Annotated in this window: 21 protein-coding genes; 9 read left to right on the top strand and 12 right to left on the bottom strand. The window is 71.0% G+C overall.

The genetic code is table 11. From position 1 onward, the window contains the following. Positions 1 to 153: 153 nt before the first annotated feature. Both B1H19_RS06005 and B1H19_RS06000 read right to left on the bottom strand, forming a co-directional pair. A complete protein-coding gene (locus tag B1H19_RS06005; protein WP_083103574.1) occupies positions 154 to 999 on the bottom strand; it encodes a DUF4097 family beta strand repeat-containing protein in 846 nt (281 codons plus the stop codon). Between the two features lie 83 nt (positions 1,000 to 1,082). Continuing rightward, the gene (locus tag B1H19_RS06000) at positions 1,083 to 1,601 is read right to left on the bottom strand and encodes a toxin-antitoxin system HicB family antitoxin (RefSeq protein ID WP_083103573.1); all 519 of its coding nucleotides are present in this window, start codon (positions 1,599 to 1,601) and stop codon (positions 1,083 to 1,085) included. Between the two features lie 314 nt (positions 1,602 to 1,915). Between B1H19_RS06000 and B1H19_RS05995 the strand changes: the two genes are divergently transcribed. Further along, on the top strand, positions 1,916 to 2,569 hold the full coding sequence (locus B1H19_RS05995; RefSeq protein WP_083103572.1) for a carbonic anhydrase: 654 nt from the start codon (positions 1,916 to 1,918) through the stop codon (positions 2,567 to 2,569). Between the two features lie 34 nt (positions 2,570 to 2,603). On the opposite strand, the gene B1H19_RS05990 is transcribed toward B1H19_RS05995, so the two are convergent. Beyond that, positions 2,604 to 3,164, bottom strand: a complete 561-nt coding sequence (locus B1H19_RS05990; protein WP_083103571.1) for a hemerythrin domain-containing protein — start codon at positions 3,162 to 3,164, stop codon at positions 2,604 to 2,606. A gap of 311 nt (positions 3,165 to 3,475) precedes the next feature. Between B1H19_RS05990 and B1H19_RS05985 the strand changes: the two genes are divergently transcribed. After that, positions 3,476 to 4,024 (top strand): hypothetical protein, encoded by a 549-nt coding sequence (locus tag B1H19_RS05985; protein WP_237289155.1) that lies wholly within the window; start codon positions 3,476 to 3,478, stop codon positions 4,022 to 4,024. A 47-nt stretch (positions 4,025 to 4,071) separates the two neighbouring features. Here B1H19_RS05985 and B1H19_RS05980 read toward each other — a convergent pair whose 3' ends face one another. After that, entirely contained in the window at positions 4,072 to 4,398 is a 327-nt protein-coding gene (locus tag B1H19_RS05980; RefSeq protein ID WP_083103569.1) for a plasmid stabilization protein, read from the bottom strand. Between the two features lie 240 nt (positions 4,399 to 4,638). On the opposite strand from B1H19_RS05980, the gene B1H19_RS05975 reads away from it, so the two are divergent. Continuing rightward, positions 4,639 to 5,910 (top strand): HAD family hydrolase, encoded by a 1,272-nt coding sequence (locus B1H19_RS05975; RefSeq protein WP_083103568.1) that lies wholly within the window; start codon positions 4,639 to 4,641, stop codon positions 5,908 to 5,910. 73 nt (positions 5,911 to 5,983) lie between these two features. On the opposite strand, the gene B1H19_RS05970 is transcribed toward B1H19_RS05975, so the two are convergent. From B1H19_RS05970 to B1H19_RS05950, 5 genes are all read right to left on the bottom strand, one after another. Then, the gene (locus B1H19_RS05970) at positions 5,984 to 7,243 is read right to left on the bottom strand and encodes a Gfo/Idh/MocA family protein (RefSeq protein ID WP_083103567.1); all 1,260 of its coding nucleotides are present in this window, start codon (positions 7,241 to 7,243) and stop codon (positions 5,984 to 5,986) included. Between the two features lie 69 nt (positions 7,244 to 7,312). After that, the gene (locus B1H19_RS05965; RefSeq protein ID WP_083103566.1) at positions 7,313 to 8,341 is read right to left on the bottom strand and encodes a TolB-like translocation protein; all 1,029 of its coding nucleotides are present in this window, start codon (positions 8,339 to 8,341) and stop codon (positions 7,313 to 7,315) included. After that, positions 8,338 to 9,663, bottom strand: coding sequence for an MFS transporter (locus B1H19_RS05960; RefSeq protein WP_083103565.1), 1,326 nt, complete (start codon positions 9,661 to 9,663; stop codon positions 8,338 to 8,340). Before B1H19_RS05960 ends, B1H19_RS05965 begins: the two co-directional genes overlap by 4 nt. A gap of 5 nt (positions 9,664 to 9,668) precedes the next feature. Next, positions 9,669 to 10,562, bottom strand: coding sequence for an alkaline phosphatase family protein (locus B1H19_RS05955; RefSeq protein WP_083103564.1), 894 nt, complete (start codon positions 10,560 to 10,562; stop codon positions 9,669 to 9,671). Positions 10,563 to 10,773: 211 nt separating this feature from the next. Continuing rightward, positions 10,774 to 12,018 carry an MFS transporter gene (locus tag B1H19_RS05950; protein ID WP_083103563.1) on the bottom strand — a complete coding sequence of 415 codons (1,245 nt, stop codon included), beginning with the start codon at positions 12,016 to 12,018 and terminating at the stop codon, positions 10,774 to 10,776. 134 nt (positions 12,019 to 12,152) lie between these two features. Here B1H19_RS05950 and B1H19_RS05945 point away from each other — a divergent pair, with 134 nt between their 5' ends. Continuing rightward, a complete protein-coding gene (locus tag B1H19_RS05945) occupies positions 12,153 to 13,079 on the top strand; it encodes a LysR family transcriptional regulator (protein WP_083103562.1) in 927 nt (308 codons plus the stop codon). A 68-nt stretch (positions 13,080 to 13,147) separates the two neighbouring features. Here the strand turns inward: B1H19_RS05945 and B1H19_RS05940 are convergent, their stop codons facing one another. Both B1H19_RS05940 and B1H19_RS05935 read right to left on the bottom strand, forming a co-directional pair. Further along, positions 13,148 to 14,956: a PKD domain-containing protein gene (locus tag B1H19_RS05940; protein ID WP_237289154.1), complete on the bottom strand. Its 1,809-nt coding sequence runs from the start codon at positions 14,954 to 14,956 to the stop codon at positions 13,148 to 13,150. Positions 14,957 to 15,141: 185 nt separating this feature from the next. Next, on the bottom strand, positions 15,142 to 16,653 hold the full coding sequence (locus tag B1H19_RS05935) for a hypothetical protein (RefSeq protein WP_083103561.1): 1,512 nt from the start codon (positions 16,651 to 16,653) through the stop codon (positions 15,142 to 15,144). 297 nt (positions 16,654 to 16,950) lie between these two features. On the opposite strand from B1H19_RS05935, the gene B1H19_RS05930 reads away from it, so the two are divergent. Further along, positions 16,951 to 17,796, top strand: coding sequence for an SDR family oxidoreductase (locus B1H19_RS05930; protein WP_083103560.1), 846 nt, complete (start codon positions 16,951 to 16,953; stop codon positions 17,794 to 17,796). Between the two features lie 85 nt (positions 17,797 to 17,881). Here the strand turns inward: B1H19_RS05930 and B1H19_RS05925 are convergent, their stop codons facing one another. Further along, positions 17,882 to 19,210 carry an alpha/beta hydrolase family protein gene (locus B1H19_RS05925; protein ID WP_237289152.1) on the bottom strand — a complete coding sequence of 443 codons (1,329 nt, stop codon included), beginning with the start codon at positions 19,208 to 19,210 and terminating at the stop codon, positions 17,882 to 17,884. A 466-nt stretch (positions 19,211 to 19,676) separates the two neighbouring features. Here B1H19_RS05925 and B1H19_RS05920 point away from each other — a divergent pair, with 466 nt between their 5' ends. From B1H19_RS05920 to B1H19_RS05905, 4 genes are all read left to right on the top strand, one after another. Further along, positions 19,677 to 22,139: a cache domain-containing protein gene (locus tag B1H19_RS05920; RefSeq protein WP_083103558.1), complete on the top strand. Its 2,463-nt coding sequence runs from the start codon at positions 19,677 to 19,679 to the stop codon at positions 22,137 to 22,139. 13 nt (positions 22,140 to 22,152) lie between these two features. Beyond that, a complete protein-coding gene (gene pgsB / locus B1H19_RS05915; protein ID WP_083103557.1) occupies positions 22,153 to 23,538 on the top strand; it encodes a poly-gamma-glutamate synthase PgsB in 1,386 nt (461 codons plus the stop codon). Next, entirely contained in the window at positions 23,535 to 24,017 is a 483-nt protein-coding gene (locus B1H19_RS05910) for a poly-gamma-glutamate biosynthesis protein PgsC/CapC (RefSeq protein WP_030065218.1), read from the top strand. The genes pgsB and B1H19_RS05910 overlap by 4 nt, the downstream gene beginning before the upstream one ends. 116 nt (positions 24,018 to 24,133) lie before the next feature. Further along, the gene (locus B1H19_RS05905) at positions 24,134 to 25,186 is read left to right on the top strand and encodes an NlpC/P60 family protein (protein ID WP_083103556.1); all 1,053 of its coding nucleotides are present in this window, start codon (positions 24,134 to 24,136) and stop codon (positions 25,184 to 25,186) included. The last annotated feature ends 39 nt before the right edge of the window (positions 25,187 to 25,225 follow it).

Raw genomic sequence — 25,225 nt, 5'->3', positions numbered from 1 at the left:
CGGCCTGAGATGTTGTGGTCATGACAGAAAAGTCCATGGGCTCACCCGTGCGGCGATGAAGTGGCAGAGGGATGAGGTGAGTTGAGGGTGAGGTGAACACGGGGTGGTTGAGCATGGGGGTGAGTTGAGGCTGGTGTGGGTGCGCGGGGGTGTTCAGGGCTTGGCGCGGAGGACGTCGATGTTGCCGTACCGGGTGCGGGCGCGGACCTCGACGGAGTCCTCGGTCTTCTCGGGGGACTCGGACTCGGCGAGCGCGTTGCGCACCTGCCCGGAGCGCGAGCTGACGTCGAGCCAGGCGGCAGTGCCCTCGCGGATACCGACCTCGATGGCGCCGTAGGAGGTCTCCAACTGGACGGAGCCGCGGACCACTTCGGCCACGCGCACGGTGCCGTGGGCGGTGGTGGCGGTGACCGAGTCCTCGGCGCGCCGGATGTCGATGTCGCCGTTGGCGTTGCTCACCCTCAGCTCGCCGGTCGCGGCGCCGACGTGCGTGGTGCCGTGCGAGTTCTTCAGAACGGCGGGGCCGTCGACGAGCCCGACGCGCAGGCTGCCGGTGCTGGTGGTGATCTCGGCCATGCCCTCGATGCGGTCCACGGTGATCGAACCGTGCGACGCGGTCAGGTGCAGCGGCCCGGTCGTGTCCAGGCGCACATCGCCCGCGGAGGTCTTCACCCGGACTTCGCCGAGCCGGCCCTCGCCCAGCACCTGGGCCCAGGACCCGGTCATGTCGATGCGGGAGCCCGTGGGCAGTTCGACCATCACATCGACGGTGCCGGGGCGGCGAAGGGAATTGCGCATCTTGGGGGTCCTGACGGTCAGGGCGCCGCTCGCGTAGGTGACCTCGGTCTGCTCGGCCGACCGCACGTCCCGGTCCTGCTTCGGGTCGCGGGGCCGCACCTCGACGACCGTGTCGGGGCGGTCGCTTGCGGTGAACTGGATGGAACCGGCCTCCACATGCGCCGTGGCCGAGATCGGTTCGGGAGTGTCGAAAGAAGGCATAGCTGTCCCGTCCTCTTGGGTCTCATGGTCGTCCCCGCTGGTGGGGACGTGGTGTGGGTGAAGTGGAGCGGGTCCGGGCGCGGCTAGCGCACCCAGCCCTTGAAGTTCTGTCCGACGGTGTGGCTCTTCTCCGTCGTACGTGGCCGTGCGCCGCCGTCGACCGAGGCCGAAACGGCGCGCACCAGCCACGCGTTGAGCGACAGGCCCTCGCGGTTCGCGGCCTCCTCGGCGCGCGCCTTGAGGTGGGCCGGCAGTCGCAGATTGACGCGGGCGGTGCCACCCTCCTCGCCGTCCGTGGGGAGTGGCGCCGCGAGCGGTTCGGCGGGTCCGGCCGTCGCTTCCGGGTGGCCGCTGTCGCCGGGCGGCAGCGTCACCACGAAGTCGGGGTCCAGTCCGCGCAGCCGTACGTCGACCGAGCCGGGGGCGAGCTCGCGGGTGATCTCGTCCATTGCGGCGGAGAGCACATTGAGCATGGTCAGACGGGTCGCCGACTCCAGAGGAGTGGTGAGCCGCTCGGCCAGCTCGCGGGCGTCTTCCCCGCCGGCTTCGGCGGCGACCGCGAGCTCGCGGCGCAGGGTGTCGACATACGGCGTGAGGTCCATGACGTCATCATGGCACCGATATGGCGCCACGCGCAAGTCCGGGTGGCGCCTCATGTGGGTCGGATGTGAGGGTGGACGCTCTGAACAGGGAAAAGTCGCAGGAGGCGGCCACCGACACCGCGTGGCGCCACGTGATGCCACGTGATGCCACGTGATGCCGAGTGGTGTCACGTGACGCCATGTAGCGCCATGGGGTGCCACGAGAGGGCGGTCCGCCGCCTCGCAGGCTCGGCCGCGCCCTCAAGCGGCTCGCAGCGGTCAACCGCGGCGATCCTCTCCGGGCGCGGCGTGGGGCTTGGCCGTACGCTGCGGACATGCCCCCTACGCAGGCCCAGCAACACCCCCTGACCCCCGGTGAAGCCTACGAGTTGCTGCTGGCCGGCAATCGGCGGTTCATCGCAGGCACGCCGGAGCACCCGAACCAGGACGCCGCGCGTCGCACCGAGATCGCGCCGTCCCAGAGCCCGTTCGCCGTGCTGTTCGGATGCTCCGATTCCCGGCTCGCCGCCGAGATCATCTTCGATCGTGGTCTGGGCGACCTGTTCGTGGTGCGCACGGCGGGCCACGTCGTGGGGACGGAGGTGCTGGGCAGCATCGAGTACGGGGTCAGCTTGCTGGACTGCCCGCTGTTGGTGGTCCTGGGCCACGACTCGTGCGGTGCGGTCGCGGCCGCATGCGCCGCCCTGGAGGAGGGCATGGCCCCGACCGGTTACGTCCGGGACGTGGTCGAGCGCGTGACGCCCAGCGTGCTGGCGGCCCGGGCTGCCGGATTCCTCAAGGCCGACGAGATCCTGGCCGAGCACATACGGCACACCGTGGACCTCCTGCTGGACCGCTCCCGGGTCCTCGCCGAACGCGTTGCCGCCGGGCGGGCCGCCGTGGTGGGGCTGTGCTACCGCCTGGCCGACGGCAGCGCACGACCGGTCGCGGTCCGCGGACTCGACGTCCCGGTCGGCCCCGCCTCGTGACCGCTCAACCGGTCCCCGCCCCGGCGAGGCCGTCTCAGGACCTGCCGCGCCCGCTGACGTAGTCCCGCGCCCGGTCGACGAGGCCGAGCCCCGGTGCCAGGAGTTTGTTGGCCGGAGGGGCGGTCGGCGCGGCCGGGTGGGGGCGGGTCGGCGCGGCCTTTTTGGCCATGCGGACCTTGTCGCCGAGCTTGGCCAGTTCCTCCGGTGAGCAGGCCCGGCGCACCTGTGGGAAGAGGTGGTTCTCCTCGTCGTCCACGTGGCTGGTGACCGCCTCTTTCACGTCCATGAGCAACTGGTCGAGCTGCGGATCATCGGCCGCGCACGCTTCGAGCCTCTTGAGGAGCTTTTCCACTGTCGAGTGATCGCGGATCTCCTTGTCGGCCAGGGCGGCACCCTGCGGCAGGCGCTCGCGCACCGTCGGGTAGAGGTACTGCTCCTCGGCGACCGCGTGCCGCACCAGCTGGATCGTGAGGTGATCGATCAGGCGCTTGCGGTCCCGGTGTCCGCTGGGGAGCACCGTGATCTGCCGGAAGACCTCCTCGGCCTCGCGGTGGTCCGACGTCAGCTCCTCGATGATGTCGCCGCCGTGCGCCATGGTGCCTCCTGAAGGGCGAAGCCCGGAAGTGGTGCGTTCGGGCGCCCGAGAACGGTGCGGCGGGCGCGCGCATCCAGCGATTCCCGTGTCCGGAGGCGGCTAACGGACGGGACGTACCGAGGGCTCGGTTGGCGCGGTGTTTTCACCCGATCCGTACGCAGAGGAGTGATCTGCGTCATTTCGTCCGAAAAGGCATACGCCTAGGCTTCCGGACGTCCGCGCTCCACGGGGCGGTCTCGATCGAGCAGCTTGATCGGCCCCGCAAGGCCCATTCCACTGCGGCCACCATGCGCCAGCGAAAGAAGGACGTCGTGCCGTCGACTGCCGACATCTCCTCGGTCATAGCCTCGACCACGCAGTGGCTCCTGCGCTCCTACCCCGTAACCGGTGGTGCCTTCGACGCGGCACGGGCGCAGGCCCAGGCCCGGCAGGCGGCCACCGTCGCCGCATGGCTGCGGTACCCCACGGAAGCCGACGCGGGACTGGTCGCCCTCGTCGGTCCGGGCGGCTCCGGACGGCTGGACTGGCTCACCGGGGCCGATGCGGCCGCCTCCGGGGAGGACGGAGACACCGAGGCTGCCGAGGAGGCGTGGCGGAGCTGGGTCGACGAGGTCGTGGCGAGCTGGGCCGCCTGTCTGCTCACCGCGCCCGATCTGGCCGATGCCGCGGTGGCCGCGCTCACCGGGTGCGAGCACGCGGCGGGACTGCCGCTCGACTTCGGCAGGCTGACCCGGCCCGACGACCACGATCGCCGGGCAGCGGCGCTCCTGAGGCACCCGGACCTCCTCGCCCCCGTCGCCGACCTGCACCGCGCCACGCTCGTACGGCAGCTGCGGAGAAATCCCCTCGACGGTGACTGACCGGCTCGGCCGTACCCGGACGGACCCCGGCCGCACCGGGGCCGCGGTCAGCGGCCGAGGGCGTCGCGGAGCTCCTGCTTGTTCATATGGGAGCGGCCTTCGATGTGCTTCTTCTTGGCTTCCTCGTACAACTGGTCCTTGGTCGGGCCCTGGGCCCCGCTGTGGGAGCGCTCGCCGCCCCGCTGAGAGGCGGACTTCGGGTCCTGGAGGGAGACCCTGCCGGCGGTCCTCGACTCGCCGGAGCGCGCGCGTTCCTTGTTCACGGTCCGGGCGGCGATCTCCTTGGCGCGCTGCGCGGACTCGCCTCGTTGTTCGGCGCTTTCCTTGATGTGCTCGTACTGACGCTCACGCTTCTTGCTCGACCCCGCGGGCATGACGTCTCCTGATGTCGTGACGTTGTGATCGGTCGGCGCCGTTCCGGTGTCACCGGGCGGCGTGACCGCCCTCTTCTCTCCAGTTGACCTCCGATTGCCGTGGCACGCGAGACGAACGGGTTCGCGTCGCCGCTCGCTGTTCACCTTCGAGTAACCCCCGTGCAGCCAGGCGGCGTACAACGCCGGGCTGCCATGCGTTACCGTCCGCAGTCGAGTCCTCGTTCGACAGGAGTACGTTTTATGCGGAACAAGCGTCGTTGGCTGGCAGCGGGTGCCGTCCTCACAATGATGGGAGGCGGCGTCGCGGTGGCCCAGACGGCCACCGCCAATTCGGTCCCGCGCAACTGCCCTACCCTGCATGTCTCCAAGGGCTGGTACGGCGCCAACCGTGCCGCGTTGCAGAAGATGATCGACGAGCGCGGCAGCTGTTCCGGATCCGGTGGTGCCAAGCCCGTCGCGACCTTCGACTGGGACAACACCGTCGTCAAGAACGACGTCTCCGACGCCACGCTCGCGTACATGCTGCGGCACGACAAGGTGCTCCAGCCCACCAGTTGGAAGGCCACCAACAAGTGGCTCACCGACGACGCCGCACGCGCGCTGACCAAGGCATGCGGCACGTCCGTACGCCCCGGCCGCCCGCTGCCGACGTCGACCGACACCGGCTGCACCGACGAGATCCTCGACATCTACCAGGACGAGAAGACCTCCGACGGCAAGACGGCGTTCGCGGGGGAGTGGAACCACCGTCGCACGGTGCCCTCGTACGTCTGGATCACCCAGCTCTTCGGCGGCCGCACACCGGCACAGCTGACCGAGATCGCCCGTAAGGCGCGCGCGGAGAACCTCGCCGCGCCGGTCGGTACGGAGCAGAAGGTCGGCACGCACACCATGGAGGGGTACGTCCGCTACTACGACCAGCAGCGCGACCTCATCCACACGCTCCAGAAGGCCGGTTTCGACGTCTACATCGTCTCCGCGTCCTCCGAACCGGTGGTACGGGCCTGGGCGCCCGGCGTGGGCATCGACCGCGACCACATCGTCGGTATCCGCAACACCCTCCGCCACGGCCGCCTCACCTACGGCGTCCAGGGCTGCGGCGACGTCAAGGACACCCACGGCGAGGTCCTGACGTACATGGACGGCAAGCGCTGCTGGATCAACCAGGCGATCTACGGCGTCAAGGGCGCCAAGGCATGGCAGCAGCAGGACCCGGCGCACCGCGCGGCCCTCGCCGCGGGCGACGCCGAGACCGATGTCACCTTCGTCGGCGACGCCACCGGCGTCCACCTGGCGATCAACCGCAACAAGACCGAACTCATGTGCCGCGCCTACGACAACGCCGACGGCCGCTGGCTCATCAACCCCATGTTCATCGACCCGAAGAAGCGCCAGGCCGCGCCGTACCCCTGCTCGACCAAGGGCGCTGTCCACCCGGACGGCACGCTCGGGCCGATCCACCGCCCCGACGGTTCGGTGATACCGGACCAGCAGGACCGCATCCACGGCTGACCGCCGCCGCGGGCCGCACCGTCCCCGTTGCGGGAGGGTGCGGCCCCATCGGTGTCACATGGGTGACGGTGGGTCAGATCTCGGCAGCCCGCGTCGCGGCGTCCCCAGCTGCGATCTGACCCCGTTCGAAATAGTCGATCAGAGCCTCTGCCAGGGCGGGCACCCGGCGCGGTGTGCCGCCGTTGCGCAGGGAGTCGGTGGCGCGGGCGCCGGCGGCGACGGCCATGCGGGCGGCCACCGGGGACGTGTCGGTGCGGCCTCCTTGGCGTACGAACCGGAGGAACTCGTCGACGAGAAGAGGGTCGGCACCGCCGTGGCCCGCATTGTCCAGGCCGTGCGGGATCTCGTGGACCTGGTCGGCTTCGGCGCGATACCCGGACTGCCGGGAGTTCCACACCCGCACCACACCGCCCGGCCCGTCGCCGAAGTTCTCCAGGCGCCCCGCGTCGCCGATGACGGTGTAGTTGCGCCAGTAGTCCGGACTGAAATGGCACTGCTGGTAGGCGGCCAGAACCCCGTTGTCCAAGCGCATATTGACCAGCGAGACATCCTCGATGTCGATATCGGGGTTGAGGCCGTGCTGTCGTCCCGGCGGCCAGTGCGCGGCGTGCTCCAGCCAGTCGGCGGGCCGCGGCTCGCCGGGCGGGCGTCGTAGGCCGCGGTCGCCGTACACCAGCAGATCGCCCATCGCCTGCACCTGTGTCGTGTACCCGCCGGCCAGCCAGTGCAGCACATCCAGATCGTGCGCACCTTTCTGCAGCAACAGGCCGTTGCTGTAACGGCGTTCGGCGTGCCAGTCCTTGAAGTAGTAGTCGCCTCCGTGCGCGACGAAATGCCGCACCCAGACGGTCCTGATCTCGCCGATCTCGCCGCGGGCGATCAGGTCGCGCATCAGTCGGATGACCGGCATATGGCGCATGTTGTGCCCGACGTAGAGGCGGGTTCCGGTCTCGTACGCGGTCCGCAGGATCTCGTCGCAGCCCTCGACGGAAATGGCCAGCGGCTTTTCCACGAAGACGGGTGTGCCCGCGCGCAGGGCCTGGCAGGTGAGGTCGGCGTGGGTGTGATCGGGGGTGAGGATCAGCAGCGCGTCGATGTCCGGGTCGCCGAGCGGCGAGCGGTGGTCGGCATGGATACGGGCGCGGGGGAAGGACCGGGTGGCGTGCTCCCGGGCCGTGGGGGAGGGGTCGGCGACGGCGACGACGCTCGCGCCGCCACCGGGCCGGTGGGCGGTGCGGGCCAACGACCCCCGCAGGCCGTAGCCGAGGATACCGAGGCGCAGATCGTCCGGTTCAGCCGGTTCATTCGGCGGCGTGCAGTCGCGGTTGTTCATGACGGGCCTCCTCGTGCACGGAACTTCGGCGCGACGCTCACCACACAGGATGCGCTCCGAGCAGGCGCATTACGGCAGATACGCCGGAGCCAGGGCCGAGACCATCAGGCGCCGGGCCTTGCCGCTGCCGTCGGCCGGTACGGTCCACAGATCCGAGCCGTAGTCGCCGGCGAGGGCGTAGACCAGGGTGGAGCCATTGGCCCAGAGCGCCTGGTCGTCGATGTTGCGCCGCTCGGCGGTGGGGTTCTCGGACATGGTGCGCAGATTGAGTACGTACAGCCGCCACGGGGCATCCGGTGAGGCTCCGCGGACGCGCTTCTTGTACGCGATCCGGGTGCCGTCGGGGGAGAGCGAGGGGCATTCGACGTTGGTGTGCAGGGTGGTGAGGGTGCGGGCGCCGACATCGCCCTGCACGAGGTAGGTCTGGCCGCCGGTCGCCAGCGTGGCGTAGAAGCGGTTGTCGTCGGCGAAGGTGACGCCCCAGATGTTGATGTCGGAGGCGTGGTACGGCCGACCGTCCTTGGTGACGGCGAAGGACTCCAGGTTGTCGTCGATCGCCCAGGTGCGGGTGTCGACGAGGGCGGTTCGGGTGGAGAAGCGGGTCGACGTGGCGTAGGAGTCCCCGCTGACGAACACGGTCCAGGCGACCAGGTGGCCGGAGGGCGAGACCCGGGCGCGGGTCGGGATGCCGGCGACCGGGAACTGGTGCCGTTCGCGCAGGTGGGAGTCGAGTACGACGGCTCGATAGGTGTCGTCCAACGTGTGGTGCACGGCCTGAAGACAGATGCCGGTACCGGCGGCCGCGTGGAAGCGCAGGCACTTGACGCCGGACACGGTGCGTGGCCCGTCGGGCCGGTCGGCCGGCACGCCGGCGATCTCGTCGCGGTGCGGGCCCCAGGCGAGGTTGCGGACGAGCAGCTGACGGCCGGTGGCGGCCGCCCGGAGCGAGACGGTGCCGGGGTGGACGGGCGGACCACCGGCCTGTTCCTGTTCGCGCTCGCCGGACCGGTCGGCGGCGCGCAACACCGCCGCGGCGCCGACCGTTCCCAGCAGAAGTACGGCGACGAGCAGGATCACGACGCGGGTGGTTCGGGTCATGCAGCACCTCGTCGGTCGTAGGTGTTCCTGCGGAGAACGGCCGTTGCGGCGAGCGCGCTGACGGTCAGCGCGACGGCGGTGACGGCGAGGGCGGGTCGCCCGCCCCACAGACTCCAGGCGGCGCCGAAGGCGAGCGAGCAGGCGAACCGGGCCAGCGCCTGGCCGGTGCCCACCAGGGCTTGTCCGGCCCCTTGATGCGCGGCCGGGACGGCTTCGGAGGTGGCGGCCGCGAGGACCCCGTCGGTCGCCGCGTAGAACGCGCCGTGCAGCACGAGGACGGCGACGGTGACCGCCACCGGGGCGACGCGCACGCGGGCGAGCACCAGGCCGTAACCGAGCAGCAGGACGCCGTGTCCTGCCAGGAAGAGCCGGAGACGGCCCATACGGTCCGCGAGCGCGCCCATCGGGACCGCGAGCAGCAGAAAGGCCGCGGCCGTGCCGAGCGGCAGCAGCGGGAAGAGGTGGGCGGGCAGGCGCAGTTCGCGTTGGAGGAGCAGATAGAGGAACGCGTCGCTGACGGTGGTGAGCCCGAGCAGGGCGGCGCAGAGCGTGAGGCGGCGCAGGCCGGGGCGGCGCAGCAGCGCGAGCGCGTCGCGCAGGGTGGGGTCGGTCGGGGCGGGGGTGGCGCCCCGAGCGGCGGTCGCGGAAGGGGCCGCGGGTGTGGTCGTCGGGGCCGTATCGGCGGTGATCCTGCGCGGGACGAAGAGGACCAGGACGAGGACCCCGAGTGCGGCGATGCAGCCGCTGACCGCGAAGACCGCGTCGTAGCCGTCGACCGTGGCCCGGAGCACGGCGAACGCCGTCAGCGGGCCGAGCAGGGCGCCGGTGGTGTCCATGGCACGGTGCACGCCGAACGCCCTGCCCCGGTGTTCGGGCCGCGTGGCCAGCGAGATCATCGCGTCCCGGGGCGCGGTCCGAAGGCCCTTGCCCGTGCGGTCGGCGGCCAGTACGGCGCTGATCGCGGGGAGGGTGTGGACGAACAGGAACAGCGGTTTGCACAGGGCGGAGAGTCCGTATCCGAGCCCTGCCACCATCTTGTGCCGCCGGCCGCCCCGGTCCGCGAGGTGGCCGCCGACCAGCCGGACCAGCGCGCCGACACCGTTGTTGATGCCGTCCAGCAGCCCGAATCCGAGGGGCGAGAGGCCGAGAGCCGTGACCACGTAGAGCGGGAGGACGGCGGTGACCATTTCCGAGGAGATGTCGGTGATCAGGCTGACCGCACCGAGGGACAGGACGGTGGCGGGCACGGCGGGCCGCCGCCCCGAGCGGGAGATCGGGGCGGCGGCGGGTGACGTGGTGCTACGGGAGTCCGCGAGGTACACAGGCGTCAGTTCCAGATGCCGGTGATGTCGGACGCGGTGGCGGCATTGCCGGCATGCGTGGTCAGACCCGCGAGGTCTTCCAGGGTGCGCAGCACGTTGTAGTGGTTGTAGGTGGTGCCGCTGGAGCTGCCGGGGGCGACATGCGCTCCGTACAGGACGGTGGGAATGCGGTTGCCCGACTGCTTGTTGTCCTCGTCGAAGGTGACGGCCAGGATGCTGTTGTGGGACTGCGCCCACGTCGCGTAGGCACCCAGGTGGTTCTGGATCCAGGAGTCGCCGGTGGCGACCGAGCAGTCGTGCATGTCGTTGCACAGGTTCGGCACGACGAAGGAGACCTTCGGCAGGGTGCTGTAGTCCGTCGGGAACTGCGCCATGGTCTTGGCGGTGCTCAGCGGCACGTTGGAGAAGCCGAACCAGGGGTTGTGCTTCTGCGCGTAGTTGCCGCTGCTACAGACCGTCGAACCCTGGCTGGGCAGGTCCTCGTTGTAGCTGCCCCAGGTCTGTCCGGCGCCGATCAGCTCGGAGCCGAGGTTGGGCGCGGAGAGGGACTGGACGGGGACGCAACTGTCGTCGGTGCGGCCCTGGTTGGAGCCCGAGAACAGCATGTAGTAGTTCGGCTCGCTGGGGTGGGTGAGCGCGAAGGACTGGGTGAGGTTGGCGCCACCCGCCTTGAGGGTGTTGTTGATGTACGGCGCGCTGGAGCTGCCGATCACCTGGGAGTAGGCGTGGTTCTCCATCACCACGACCACGACGTGGTCGGGCGTCGGAAGGGAGACGGCGGAGGCGGTGGACCCGGTGGCGGCCCACAGCCCGAGCGAGGTGACGGCGAGGGCCATGCCCCCGGCCAGTGCGGTGAGGGAACGACGGCGTCTGCGGTTGGGTGCCTTGACTTCGGTCATGGCTGTCCTCCGGACAGAAGGGGCGAGCGTGCGAGGGGCGGCACGGGCGCAACCTTAGAATCAGCCAAGTGGCCTCGGCCGCATCCGGTAAGTGAAGACAAGGCGAACGGTGGTTCCGTTTCCCGCAGCCGCGAACGGGCTTGAATTCACGCCGACTTGGGTGTGGTGGCCCGGGTGCGGAGGATCGGCGGGCCCACCGGCCGGGCGCCGATCAGGTGAGGCTCGCCGCCTGTTCCCTTGTGTCCTGGAGTGCGTTCTCGCGGCGCGGGAGCAGCAGCGGGGTGGCCAGGAGCAGGACTCCGGCGGCGGCGATCGCGATGCGAGGGCTGGTGAGGGTGGCCAGCAGACCCCACATCGCGGTCAGCGCCGCGATGGCGGCGCTGCTGCTGACCGACCACGCGGACAGGGTGCGGGCGACCCGGTCGGGGCCGGTGTGATCGAGCCGGTAGGTGGCCAGCACCGGGGCGAACAGACCGCAGCTGGTGACCAGTCCGAGTTGGACGGCGATGATGAGGACGATCCCGGGGACACCGGGCCCGACGAACGCCAATCCGACGGACCAGCATGCACGCAGCGCCCCAGCGGTGAGCAGCACCCTGTGCTGCCCGAACCGCGCCACGAGCGGCCGCGCGAGGCGTGAGCCGATGAGACCACCGACGCACGGGGCCGCGAACGCGAGACCGTACTGCCAGGGTGTGAACCCGAGGCGGCCCAGCAGGAGGACGGCGAGCAGCGGCTCGGTGGCCATGATCAGGCCGTTGACCACGATCGAGTTGAAGAACAGCGGGCGCAGCGTGGGATGGGTGAGGATGTGGCGCCATCCTGCGAGCAGATCGCCCGCTCGCAGCCGCGGCGCACCGGTCCGCGCCGGGACCGGTTCCGTACCGCCGATGGCGCGGATGCCCAGCGCCGAGAGCAGGTAGCTGACCGCATCGGCGAGCACGGTCGTCACCGGGCCGAACACCCCGGTCGCCGCCCCGCCGAGCGGCGGTCCGACCACCGTCGCGGTCCAGGTCGTCGACTCGAACCGGCTGTTCGCGATCAGCAGGTCCTGCCGCGGCACGAGCGCCTTGAGATACGCACCGCTGGCCGCCTTGAAGGCGATGTCGGCCGCGGCGGTGGCCACGGCGACGAGGAGGAGCTGGGCGAAGCCGAGCCGGCCGAGCGCGAACGCGGCGGGGACGCTCAGCAGCGCCGCGAACCGGATCAGATCCATCGCCACCATCACCGGCCGCTTTCGCCGGAACTCCACCCACGGACCGAGCGGCACCGCCACCGCGGCCCCCACTGCGCGCCCCGCGGCGGCCAGCGCCGCCACCTGGGCCGGCCCGGAGTGCAGCACCAAAACCGCGATCAGGGGAAGCGCACCGAACCCGAACCCGGTGCCGTACGCGCTGACCGCAAACGCCGCCCACAACCACCCGAACTGCCTGCCCAGCCCCCGCCTACGTGTCATACCCGCCGCACCTCACGCCGATCCGAACAACCACAAGCTGACCACCGGCATCAAAGCGGTTGGCGGACGCCGAGCTCAAACAACCGATCGGCCAGGAAACCACAACCATGCGTTGTGCAGATACTCTGCCCGGCATGGATCTCGATGCTGTGCGCACCTTCGTGGCCGCCGCGGACGCGGGACGGTTCCAGGACGCCGCCACCGACCTGTCGATCACCCAGCAGGCCGTCTCCAAACGCGTCGCCACGCTGGAGAAGGTCATCGGCGTGCGGCTGTTCACCCGCACCGCGCGGGGTGCGAAGCTCACCATCGACGGACAGGCGTTCCTGCCCCACGCCCGCGATCTCCTACGGGCCGAGGAGCGGGCCCTCGCCTCGGTCCGTCCCGGCCGCCGCGCGCTGCGCGTCGACGTGATCGGCCGACGCCTCGCCCCGGCCGGCCTGCTGCGCGACTTCCATCGCGTGCACCCCGAGATCGAGCTCGATGTCGTCACCCTCTTCGACGCCGACGCGGCCGTCAACGCCCTCCGGTCAGGCACGCTCGACGCGTCCTTCCGTGCCGTCACCATGCCCGGTCGGCAGCTCCCCGACGACATCGTGGCCACCCGGGTCCGCGACGAGCCGATCCAGCTGCTCACCGGACCGGCCCACGAGCTCGCCGCGGCCCGCGCGGTGACGCCCGCGGACCTCTCCGGGCACCGGATCTGGATGCCCGGCCTCGTTCCCGGCACCGAGTGGGGTGCCTACTACGACGCCCTCGCCGCCGCGTTCGCGCTCACCATCGAGATCACCGGCCCCGACTTCGGCACCGAGCCCCTGCTCGACACCATCGCCGACTCCCGCTCACTGGCCACCTTCGTCGGCGAGCAGACCCGCCTCGTCTGGCCCGCCGACCACGGCCTGCGGCGCATCGACGTGCGGGATCCCACACCGGTCTACCCGCACTCGCTGGTATGGCACCGCGACAACACCCACCCGGCACTCGCCGCGCTCCGTGACCACCTCTGCTCCGGGTGGCGCAACCGCTCGGACGCCGAGACCTGGACACCGAGCTGGGCGTAGTGGTCAGGACATGCCGAGGGGCGGCCCGCGGCCAAGAGCCTGCGAGCCGCCCCCCGGTCGTCGAAGCGTCAGTCGGCGGTGAGGCCGCGGGCGGCCTCGACCAGGGACTTGCCGCCGTCCTGACCGGTCATCACGACCCGTGGCAGCCAGGGACCGTTACGGTCGTAGGCATGGGTGACGGTCGCCTCGCCGGTCTCCTGCTGCGTCCCGTCGCCGAAGTACCAGTGGTAGCGGTACCCGGCGGCGGGCGGCTTCCCGTGGACCGTCACCGACATCCGCACCGCACTGCCGACGCCCGCGTGCTCCGGGACGTTCAGCTGCGCCCGGGGTCCCTGCCGGGGGAGGCGGAACCAGTCGCGGACCTTCGGGTTGAGGAGGAACGCGTCGGCGTACTGCCGGGCGCCCTCGATGTCGGGGTGACCGACGGCCGCGGACAGACACTGCAACGGAGTCGCGCTGAGTTCGGGGCAGGCCCGCGTGCGCAGCGGGAACGCCGGGTCGGTCACCGGGGTGTTCCAGACCTTGGAATCCCGGGAGAGCAGGGCATTGTCCACGGTGAACAGCCCGTCGGCGGCGACCGCGTACGGACCGTCCGCGGACGCCTTGTTGGCGGCGGTCGCGGCCTGGTGGTAGGCGGCATTGGCCAGCTGGGTGTACTGCTCGTAGCGCTCGGCCACGCCGCCGAGGGCGGCCTTGCAGGAGGCCAGCCGCGCCCCGTCGACCCCCGGCGTCGAGCAGGTCCGGACCGGGATCGGGGAGCTGCTGCGGCTGAGCGCGTAGTAGAAGTCGGCCACGATCACCTTCGGCCGCCCCGGCAGGGAATGCGCCTTCTCGATCGCCGCCTGCATCCCGCGTCCGCCGTATCCGACCTTGGCGCCGCTGAAGTAGGGGACGTTCTTGGCCGGGTTCTCGGCCGCCGCGCCGATGCCGGAGCACTCGCGCTTCACTGCCTTGGGCAGGTCTTCGGAGCCTGGGGTGATGCCGACGCCGATGCCGAAGAACGGATCGAGGTCGTTGATGCACCCGTTGATCACGACCAGATCGAGACCGTAGCCGCCCGCCCGCGCCTGCGCGCCCGCCTTTTCCAACTGGCAGAACACATCCGGCATTTGCTGGGTGACCTCGCCGAACTCCATCTCCCCGTCGCCGTCCGGGTCCTGCTTCTCCGTGGTGCGCAGACAGTCCGCGTCCTTGTTGCCCGCGGGGAGATGGGGCGCGTCGAGCACCGCGCCGGAGATCGAGTAGTCCAGGTGCTGAAAGCCCCGACCGGTCGCCCGGCCGAGCAACTGGGCGGTCAGATCGGGGAACTTCTGGTCGTGGTCCAGGCCCTGGCCCCAGACCACGGAGTCACCGACGGATGCCACCCGCACCGGGTGGCATCCCCGGCGTATCGTGTCCCGCCAGACCTTGCCGTAGTGGCCGGGCGCCTCCCCGTCGGACGAGGCGGCGATGCGGGCGTCGACCTGCAACGCGGTCTCGGTTGCGGGCACTTGGGCGTAAGGGATGGTGAACTTCGCCGTACCGACGGTGGCGGCCATGGTGACGCGCCCGCCGGCCAGCTGCTTGCCACCGGCGCGTACGCGCCACTCCACGGTGTCCCCGGCCTTCGCCGCGGCGGGGTCGTAGATCTCCACCCGGCCGTGTACGGGTCCGCTGCACACCGGATTCGGCGTCATGTCGACGTCGAGGACGAGGGGGAACGCCGCTCCCGGCAGGGCGAGGGGCTGCGCCGCGGCGGGGTGCCCGCCGAGGAGGAGCTGGCCGAGGAGCACGGCGGCCGCACCGACCGCCGCGAAACGCCTCGCCGCCGACGAGCGACGCGCCGCTCCCGGCCCGCCCGGAACGGCACCCGCGCCGGTGCCCGCCTTCCTCGGCACAACCCCTCGCGACCACGCTAATCTCACGCCAATACCCCTGTCCTTGCTGTCATTTCGGTCCATGTTTCCCTGCGGAGGCGACCGCGTTCCGCATCGGTAGGGATGATGGCAGCCAGGGGGGCGGTATGGGCCGTGAGCAGGGTCCCGTACTGCGTGAAACTGATCACTTACCCGCAGTTACGGAGTTACGGGCGGTGGCCGGCGGCCAGTTTCCACTCGCGGTTCAGCGGGCCCAGCGGGATCCGGCGGTCGAAGATCGGTGTGCCGAAGATGTCGAGGTGGGCACGGAGCGCTCCCGAGACGTCGATACCGCCGAAGGCTGCCCAACTGCCGGTGGCGGAGGCGGTGCCGTCCGTGGCCGCGGAGGCGGTGCCGGCGACTTCGGCGCGCAGGTACGGGGCGACGTCGGCGGTCACACCGACGCTGCCGTAGAGGCCGAGGCTGGCTTCGGCGCCGAGGGCGGCCTTGACCTTGCCGGCGGCGGTCGCGGTGGCCCGCACCGGAGTGCCGTGCATCGTGGCCTCGGCGACCGGGGTCCAGCCCTTGGCGTGCTGGTAGGCGCCGCCAACGGTGAAGTCGCCCTTGAGGTCCTGCTTGACGTCCACACTGGCCTTGCCATCGGCGTCGACCTGGAGGTAGCAGGTGAGGTCGAGGTTCACCACCACCGGCACCGGCCCGACCTGGATGACGGGATCGGCGTGCAGTTTGGCGAAGGGCACCCGCAGCGGCTCGGCCTCGGTGGAGGCGGCCGCCCGTCCCTTGAGCTCCCACTGCGAGGACCACTTGCCGGACAGGGTCAGCGAGGCGCCGCCGACACCGCCGCCCTTTCCGCCCTCGTACGAGAAGTCGACCTCGGGGGCGAGCTGGACGTAGCCGGTGGCCGACGCCTCGGCGGAGACGGGCCCACCGGGGGGCGTGGGCAGCGCGGCGCCGACGTCCAGGCGCAGGCGGCCGAGGGGCAGTTGGGCACCCTTGGGTCCGAAGTGGAGGCCACCGGTCTTGGCCCAGGAGACCTTGACCTTGGGGGCGAGGGGCTCGACCTTGACGGAGGCCGGATCGACGGGCACCGCACCGTGCGCCGTGGAACCGCCGAGCAGCGCGTCGAGCGTGGCCGGTGCGGTCGTGACCTCGGTGCCTCGATCGGTCCTGCCGACGACCTTGGTGACCTTGGCGAGGACGCCCTGGGGCGCGCCCGGCGCGGGGGCGCTGGCGATGATGTCGCCGGCGGCCACGTCCGTCTTGGGCGGCGGCGCGCTCTTCGACGCGGTGGCGGACGGCGAGGCCGGGGAGGTGGCGGAGGGGCTGCCGGACGACGTCGGATACGACGGGGTACCTGACGGGGCACTCGACGATGAGCCCGATGACGCGCTCGGCCTGCTCGGCGACGGCCGCACCGCCGGGGTGGTGATGACGGCCCGTCCGCTGTTCCGGTCGAAGGACGCGACCTTGAGGGCGGACTTCGTGGCAAGTCGTCCGTCGTGGCCGCCGCCCGGCCGGGCCACGGCGCTGGGGGCGTCGCCGCCCTTGCCGTCGTCGGCGCTCCGGACTGTCAGCCGGGGCGATGCCGTGGTGTCGTCGGCGACCGCCGCATCCTTGGCGCCGTCGGGCGCGCCGGACCCCGTCGCCGAGCACCCGGCGACGAGCAGGGATGCGGCGGTGATGGCCAGCAGAGGAGCAATCCTGGTGGTTCTGCGCAAGGTTGGTCCTGAAGAGGTGAGGTGGGGGTGGGCCGGGGGAGACCGCGTAAGTCGGCGCCCGGCGGCTGCCGTTACCGGCAGGTAATGATCCGCAAGATCGTGTCATGGACATCGGGAACAAAGAGCGGATTCATCCGTCGTAAGCGGATGATCTAGCTCACATCCGCCCAGGCGGCGGGCCGACGCCTCAGGCGCGGCCTGTGCGGAGCAAGCGCCCTTCCCCTGCGAGCTGTTGGGACACCGTGCCGAGTTCGCCTACCGCGCACATTCGCTGCCCTCGCCTGCGAGGATGTGACGATGATTCTGGTGACTGGCGCGAGCGGGAACGTCGGAACGGCGCTCCTCGCTCGTCTTCATGCCGACGGCGTGGCCGCGCGGGCGGCTTACCGTGATCCGCAGGCAACGGCTCGGGTGATCAAGGCGGGCGGTCAGGCAGTGACGCTCGATCTGGCCGTGCCGGACACGATCGGTCCCGCGCTCGACGGCATCGAGGCCGTATTCCTTATCGGCGCGACGAGCCCCGCCCAAACGACGCACGAACTCAACATGCTGGAAGCCGCCCGTGCCGTGGGCGTCCGGGTGGTCAAGCTGTCGGTCTGGAGGGCCGACGAAGGACTCTCGCCGATCGCCCGGCTACATCAGCCTGTTGAACAGTCGCTGGTGACGTCCGGTCTGCCCTGGACGATCTTGCGCCCCAATTTCTACCTCCAGAACTTTCTGCGCCAGCCCTCCATTCGCGAAATCGGGGAGTTCAGCTTCCCCTTGATCACTGCACCCATCAGTTTCATCGACATCGGCGATATCGCCGATGTCGCGGCGAGGGTTCTCACCACAGACGGCCATGACGGCTGCGTCTACGACCTGACCGGGCCGAAGGCGCTGACCTACGCCGAGGCCGCGGAGGAGTTTTCCGACGTCCTGGGCAAGCCGGTGCGCTACATGGGCCTGCCGGACGACGAAGCGCGCGCGGCGATGCTGAGTCGCGGGATGCCGGAGTTCTCCGTCGAGGCCCTGATCGGAGTTGCCCGCGCCTACCGCGACGGCGGTGCCGAGACCGTCACCTCAACCGTGGCCGACCTCACGGGCCGTGCGGCCACCGGTTTTGCCGATTTCGTGCGCCGGAACCGCAACGTCTTCGATTGACGAAGGCCCTGATCGGCCCGCACCCGGTGTGAGATCACCGAATTGCCGGGTCCGCCGGTGGTCAGCTCGGCTCGCCCGGCCCGGGTCACCGTATGAACTTGATCTCCGGATAGTGGCGGGAAGGGCCGTCCAGGAGGTCGCTGTGGTGCTTGCGCAGTTCCTTGTCGAAGAAGGCCGCGAGATAGACGCGTTGGATCTCGATGGCGCGGTCGGGGGCGATCGTGCCGAGCATCTGGACGAGCTGGGCGGAGGAGTATCCGAGCGGGCCGGCCATCTGGGGCAGGAGTTCCTCGTAGTCCATGAAGGACAGGTGCTCGGCGCCCTGCAGCTTCAGGTCGAATCGCTCGCCGTGCAGGTGCTGCCAGAAGGTCGACCAGCTCGAATCGTCGTTGCGATTGTGGTGCTGGGAGCTGAACAGCAGGAACGGGCGCTTGAGGTCGCGGGTTTTCGCGGGGCCGAAGAACTGGCCGTCCAGGTTCGCACCGGCGCGGATCCTGGAGTCCACGTGCATGGCCTCCGGCACCACCGCACCGCCGAGGGAGGCGCCGAACATTCCTATTCGGTCCATGTCCACCGCGTGGGACAGCCCGTGGGGGAGCGGCGCGTGCTCCACGTCCGGGTTGTGGCCACGGGCGATGGCGTCCAGCTGGTCGATGACGAAGCGGGTGTCCGCGGCCCGGACGGAGATGATGCGGGACGCGGGGGTGACCGGCGGCATCGTGGCCACTTCCAGCCGCCCGCCGGGGAACTGCACTTCGCCGTCATCGTGGGTGTCGTCGAGGGTGACGACCAGGTAGCCGCGGCTGGCCAGGTCCTGGGCGAGCGCGGTGCCCGTCGCGCGGTCCGAGCCCCGTCCGGTCGAGTACAGCACGACCGGCAGCTTGCCGGCCTTGCCGTCCACCGGGGCACCGGTGTGACCCGCGGTGGTGGGCAGGGTGACCGCGTTGGGCGGCAGCCCCCGGGAGGCCAGGTAGTGCGCGGCCGCGGCGGGCTCCAGGTACGGAGCGGCGGGGTGGCCGGCCGTGTGGGTGGCCGGGTACCACAGCGAGACCATCAGCTCGCGCGGCCGGCCGTCGGGCAGCCAGGGGTCGGTGCGTTTCGTATCGCGCAGGTGGAGGTTGGTCACTCCGACCTGGTAATGCCCGCTCGGGGCGGGGAGTGTCATCGCACCCGGGGCGTTCGCCGCATGTGCTGCACCCGGGGCGTTCGCCGCGTGTGCCGCACCCGGGGCGTCCGCCGCGTGTGCCGCGTCCGCCGCGTCCAGGGGCACCTCCTTGGCCGCGGCCGCCGCGGCGGGTTTCCCGGCGGCATTGGCCGTCCCGATCCCGGCGCCCAGGATGACGGCCAGCGCTCCTGTGGTGCTGGCGACGCGCTCGCGCATCCGGCTGCGGGGTTTTCTTCGTGCATGCTTCATGGCAGCCCTCTCCCTGATGGCGATCGCAAACGCGGACGGCCGAATGGCCGCTCATCGTAGCGGTGTTCGGCCGGTGCGCTGCAATGCCCTGCTGCACGGAGAGTGCACCCGGGAGGCGTGGGTGAGGTCGAGATGCCGACGCTCTGACGTCCCCGCGGCCGAGCCTCTCCCGGCTTGGCCCCGACCGGATGAGACCGCCCTCCGAAAACCTCCCTGAGAAAAGGGGCCGAAAACATTTGAGAGGGCCCCGTAAACGTTTGACTGACCCCCGTGCAGCCTGAAATGGCCGCGGGGGCTCCGCCGTGCTCGCAAATGGGACCGAGCCACGAACAATGTTGTGATGATCTCGTGATAATACTGACGCATACTGCGAGTTGCTACATAGATCCCCCTGTGCCGAGAGGACGCTGCCCTGCGCCAGGTAGCCCGCGCGCCCCGTCGACACCGCACCCGACGCCGCGCCGATATGCCCCTACTCGGAGGCGTTCGCCCCCCGATAGCCGCACTGCTCTGCGCACTGCTGGCCGTTGCCGCGTTCTTCGCGTTCGGTCTCGGCACCGTCCATGAAGAGGACGTGCCCCAGGCCGTAAGCGACGGGGAACGCCAGATCGCCGCCGACAGCGCCGCTTCGGTCGCCGCCTCGGTCAACGCCAGGGCCGCGGCGCTGCGCCGTTCCGCAGCCGCGGTCACGCCCACCGCCCACAGCACTGCGGCACAGATACTGAAGACCTTCCTCCCGGACCGGCTCTCGGCCCGAAAGCCCCCGCAGCCCCTGAAGTCCCCGCGGGACGGGCGCCCCAGGCTGTCCGGTCAGTCCGTACGGGGCGGTGCGCTGCTCGTCCCCAGCACCGGTAAGCGGCTGGCGGTCAGCGGCGAAGCGGTGCCGCTGACCGGGGTGGACGTGACCGACCTGGCGCGGTCCGGTGCCGACGACATCATGCCCCGGATGGTCACCGAGGGGACCCCCGAGCCCCGGCTGCTGTTCTTCGCCCGGGTGACCGTACCCACTCCGGGGCGCAACAAGGACGAGAATGCCGACCAGCCGGGGGACTTGGCCGGGAAGGGACCTGGCGCGCGCGAACTGCTGCTGGTCGTGTCCGAAAAGCTCCCCGCCCCTCCGGTGCACGGCAGCGGGCGCACCGGCCAACTGGTCGACGGGAGCGGCAAGGTGCTCGCGGGCACCGCCACCGACGGTCAGGCCCTCGCGGCCGACGCCGGTGACGGCGCTCTGCGCGCTGCGGTGAGCGCGGCGGACTCCGTTCCGCACGCCGCGGGCGCCGCCGGAAGCACCCTCGGCGACGGTCACGGCGGATTGCGCAGGGTCGCGGGCTGGGCGTCGGTCGCCGCGGCGGACGGCAAGGACGAGACCTCCGACCTGGGGCTGACGCTCCTCACGTTCCGGGACGTGCCTCCGGCGAAGGGCGGGCCCGACCACCTCCGGTTCGCCCTCCTGGGCGCCGGCGCGTTGCTGGTGATCGCCGCGCTGGTCACCGTGGGGCTCGGGGGCATCGTGCAGCGTCCGCTGCTGCGGCTCCATCTGTCGGCCGCGCGGCTGGCCAAGGGGGCCGCCGTGGAGTGTCCCGAGGCGCGGCAGGAGTTGGCGCGGCCGGTGCCCGTTCCCGCCTTCGGCGAGCTGGGCAGGGTCGGCCGGGCGCTGGAGTCGATACGCCGCCAACTGCTCGGTGAGGCGGGGCCGGAGCCCGCGCCGCCGGCGGGCCGACGCCCCGGTGTCCGGTCCGTGGTGCTCGCCTGTGTGCTGCTGATCGCGATATGGGGGGTGCCGTTGCTCTTCATGGTCAACCGCGTCGAAGCCGGCAAGGCCGTACCGGCCGCTGCCATAGCCGACCAGCAGACACGTACCGAAGCCGCCGCCGACCGGGTGCGGTCGATCCTGGACCAGAGCTACGGCGACCTCACAGCGGTCGCCTCGGCCGTCTCCGGGCAGTCTCCGGCGCAGGCGGCGGACACGCTGCGGCGCGCGCTGGCCGCCCATCCCAAGTACCGCTCGGTGTATGCGCTGGACCGCACCGGCGCCATCGTGACGCGGGTGGGCAACGAGCCGCTGCGCACCGTCGTCCATGCGCCGACCGGCAGCGGCATCACCCAGGTCAACACCTCGGGCCGGATCCCCTCGATCGCCGCCTACGCACAGATCCCGCCGGCCAAGGACGCCAAGGCCGGCGCGGGCGGGCGGCCCCCGGCCGTCCTCTTCGCCGAGATCGATGTGAACGCGCTGAACAGCCTGCTGTCGCGGCCGGGGCTCGGCAGCGTCTGGCTCACCGACCACAAGCAGCGGGTCCTCGCCGCCAGCGTCGGCTTCCAGGCGTTCCAGCCGCTGCCCGGCCAGGGCTTCACCCGGCTGGCGGCCAGGACCGAGGCGGCGCCCGGCGGTGCGGGCAGCCCGGCGTCGGCCGTCGTGCATGCGGAAACCACGCCGGGTGCCGGACCGTCCGTCGCGGCCGCCGCGCCGCTGGCGCAGACGGGGCCCGCGGCCCCCCTCGGCTGGCGGGTGGTCTCGGCGGAGCCCGCAGCGGCCCTGAAGCTGACGGCATATCAGGTCCAGGCGCGCACGATGCTGGCCGGGCTGCTCGCGCTGACCGCGGGCATCGCCTGTCTGGGCTGGCTGCACATCGTGGTGGTCAGACCGCTGCGCGCGTTGGCCGGGTACGCGGAGCGGCTGGCCGGCGGCGACCGCCGCACCGTGCTGTATCCGGTCCACCACGACGAGTGCGGTTCGGTCACCCGCAGCCTGGAACTGCTCCGCCAGGCGCTCGCGGATCGTGACCGTGGCGTTGATCGTGAACGTGGCGCTGACCGCGACCGTAATGGTGACCGCGACCGTAAGGGCGATCGCGACCCTGGTGGTGGAGCCGACCTCGCCACTGCCCCTGCCCAGTCGTCCCGGCGCGAAAGTGCACCGCGGCCGTAAAGGATCAACTGACGTGCTTTTCCTCTATGTTGTGCTGCTGCTGAGCTGCACGGTGCTCCTGGTGGCCGGTGTGATGGAGCAGCGGCGCCATTACGCGGCGCTGGCGCAGATCCCCACCCGGGTGCTGGTCAACGGCATCCGCGGAAAGAGTTCCATCACCCGGCTGTGTGCGGGGGCGCTACGCGGCGGCGGTCTGACCACCGTCGCCAAGACCACTGGCACCGCGGCCCGGTTCATCCACCCGGATGCCACCGAGGAGCCGGTGTACCGCAAGTTCGGTATCGCCAATGTCGTGGAGCAGATCGGCATCGTCCGGCGCGCGGCGGCCTACCGGCCGGACGCCCTGGTGATCGAGTGCATGGCGGTGATGCCGGCACTTCAGGAGGTCAACCAGGAGAAGCTGATCCGCTCCACGATCGGCGTGCTGTGCAACGTCCGTGAGGACCACCTGGAGGAGATGGGGCCCACGCTGGACGATGTGGCCCGCTCGCTGTGCCGGTCGATGCCGGTCGGCGGGGTCTGCGTGACCGCCGAGCGGGATCGGCTGGCCATCCTCCAGGAGGAGGCGGACAAGCGGGGTTGCCGGCTGATCGCGGTCGATCCGGAGACGGTCACCGACGAGGAGCTGCGCGGGTTCAGCTGGTTCACCTTCAAGGAGAACGTCGCCATCGCGCTGGCGGTGGCGGAACTGCTCGGCGTGGACCGGCACACCGCGCTGCGCGGTATGTGGGACGCGCCGCCGGACCCCGGTGTCCTCTCAGTGGAGCGTTATCGCACAGCGGACGGCCAGCGGCTGCGCTTCGCCAATGTCTTCGCCGCCAACGACCCCGAGTCGACGGTGATGAACATCCGTCAGCTGGAGGACCTCGGTGCGATCCGCCGCCCGCTGAACGTCATCATCAACTGCCGCCCGGACCGGGTGGAGCGCAATGGGCAGATGGGTGCGATCGTCCCCGACCTGGACCCGGAGACGGTCCTGCTGATCGGCCATCCGACCAAGAGCGCCCGCGACGGCATCCCGGCGACCTGGTCATCGGGGCGTGTGGTGGACCTGGGCGGCGACCGGCGCGACGCGGCCGAGCTGACCCGCGCCGTCCTGGCCGAACTGGGCCCGGACTCCTCGCTGGTGGCCATCGGCAACATCCACGGCCAAGGCGAACTGTTCCTGGAGCGCCTCGGCGAACTGCCCGCGGACGAGACCGACGAACCGCTCGCCGTCGCGCATCCGCCCGAGCCGGAGCCGTACGGCTGGGTGGCTCCGCTGAACGGTCCGGAGACCGAGCGCCCGCAACTCCCCGGCGCCCGCTCCGCCCGCGACCCCGACCCGCACGACACGTACGAACTGCGCGCCCCGCGCCTCCCGCGCGCCCCGCACGACCCGACAAGGAAGCCGTCATGATCCCCGTCACCGTCACCCCGGAGACAGCCGCGCTGGGGATCGCCCTCGGCCTGGTCTTCTCGCTGGTGTGCTATCTGACCACCAATCTCTCTCCCGGTGGCATGATCACCCCCGGCTGGCTGGCGCTGACCCTCGTCACCGACGTGGGCCGGGCCGGAATGATGATCGGCGTCACAGCGCTCACCTTCCTCGCGACCAAGGTCCTTCAGCGCCAGGTGATCCTGTACGGAAAGCGGCTGTTCGCCGCCGTGGTGCTGTGTGCGGTGGTGCTCCAGACCACGGTCGTCCTGGCGCTCCAGCACGAGTTCCCGCTGCTCTACACCGCCCAGACGCTGGGCTTCATCGTCCCCGGCCTGATCGCCTACCAGTTGATACGTCAGCCGTGGGCGGCCACCGCGATCTCCACCACCGCGGTCACCCTCGGCACGTATGTGGTGCTCGTCGCCGGACTCCTGATGGGGGCGCTGCCCACCGGCTGACCGAGCCGCACCGTCCCTGGGCCGAGCCGGACATACGCCGGCCGAGCCGCACCGCCCGCAGCTGCCCAGCCGCACCGCCCGCATACGCTGCCCATCCGCACGTCGAGGAGGTCACCATGAGCACCGAACGCACCCCGCGTCGCGGCCCCAGCCGCCGTAAGGTCCTGACCGGCGTCGCCGGTCTGGCCGCGGCCGCCGGAGCGGTCAGCGCCTACGCACGCAGCCAGCTTCAGCAGCCCGACAACGGCCACCCGCACGACGACTTCACGGCGCCGACCGGCGGCTACCACTTCCAGCGCCGCCAGTCGCCCGCCCGCACGGAGGTCCGCGCCTCCGACGGCCGGGTGCTGGCCACCTTCACCGACGGCGCGCGCACCGCACTGCTGGCCGGCCCCACCCGCACCTGGAGCGAGCCGCGCACCACCAGCGCGGTGGTGCGCGGCAACGCCTGGGTACGGCTGATGCCCGACGCATGGCGGCAGGGCAAGGAACACACGCAGTGGTTCCGCGCGTGGTTCCCCAAGACCCTCGCCGACCGGAGCCCGGACGTCCTGGGCGTGGCCTTCCAGTACGGCGACGGGGCACCCGACCGCCGTAAGGCATCCGGTCTGCGCTACGCGGGCAAGGCGCACTTCGGGCCGCGCGTCCCCGGGGAGTCGGCGACGTCGTTCCACTTCCACGACGAGAAGTCGGACTTCTACGACTACCTCGGCGTCCCCTGGACCTTCCCGGACGGGACCCGTAAGGATCCGGAGAAGGCCCGCTACGGTGACGTGGACTGCTCCGGCTTCATGCGGCTGGTGTGGGGCTACCGCATGGGCTACCCCATGCACGCCACCAATCTGCCGGGAGTCGGCCTGCCCCGCCGGGCCTACGCCATCGCCTCCCGGGCCCCGGGCGTGCTGCTGCTGCCCGACACCGGTCGGCCGCCCGCCGACATCAGCCTGCTGCAACCCGGGGACCTGGTCTTCTTCGCCATCGACATCGGCAGACCGCACGGCATCGACCACTGCGGCATCTACCTGGGGCCGGACACCGAAGGGCATCCGCGGTTCTACTCCAGCCGCTCGAAGGCCAACGGGCCCACCATGGGGGACCTGGCCGGCCGCGCGACGCTCGACGGCGGCGGCTTCTATGCACAGGGGCTGCGCATGGCCCGCCGCCTGTGAAGTCGTCGCCTGTGAAGCTGCTGCCTGTGAAGCCGCCGT

This window comes from Streptomyces gilvosporeus, from assembly GCF_002082195.1.
Lineage (GTDB): Bacteria > Actinomycetota > Actinomycetes > Streptomycetales > Streptomycetaceae > Streptomyces > Streptomyces gilvosporeus.
The sequence above is the reverse complement of the archived record's forward strand: the minus strand, read 5'-3'. Positions and strand labels throughout refer to the sequence as shown.